Here is a 452-nt window from a genome sequence, read left to right on the forward strand (position 1 = left end):
TTCTTAATGTTAGGGTTTAAATACGCGACCATTTTTTCTATGGTAACTCCATTTTCCTGTATACTGGGAATGCTATCTGTTAATATCTTAAGATGAATATGTTCAATTGTGGTATCCCCTGTATACACAAAGTCTTCAAGATTGTTCTGTAATTCTTTCAACTCTGTCAAGAATAGGTAACCATCCTTTTTTTCTGATAAAGGAAACCTGGCAAGAATACTTGGTTTAGCGGATGCCGTATCGTATTGTAAGACGATTTTTTTAGACATATCCGTCACAGAGTATCCAGTCAAAGTTTTATACCTGGCATCGTCCGGAGCATAGGAAATTACCTTACCTGAAGTGCTATCTAATCCAGACCATGTAATGTTATAGTTCCTTTCTATTAAATAGGGGCCTTGCAGATAGAAAATTTGCTCTAAATCTGGCCACGCTTTACCATTTATTATTGC

General features: G+C 36.3%; 1 protein-coding gene. It reads right to left on the reverse strand.

The annotated features are described in order from the left end of the window. Positions 1-452: hypothetical protein (locus AC1DG9_RS27740; RefSeq protein WP_477635792.1), on the reverse strand; the 452-nt coding region annotated here is incomplete at both ends.

This window comes from Pedobacter sp. 05L430, assembly GCF_056397585.1.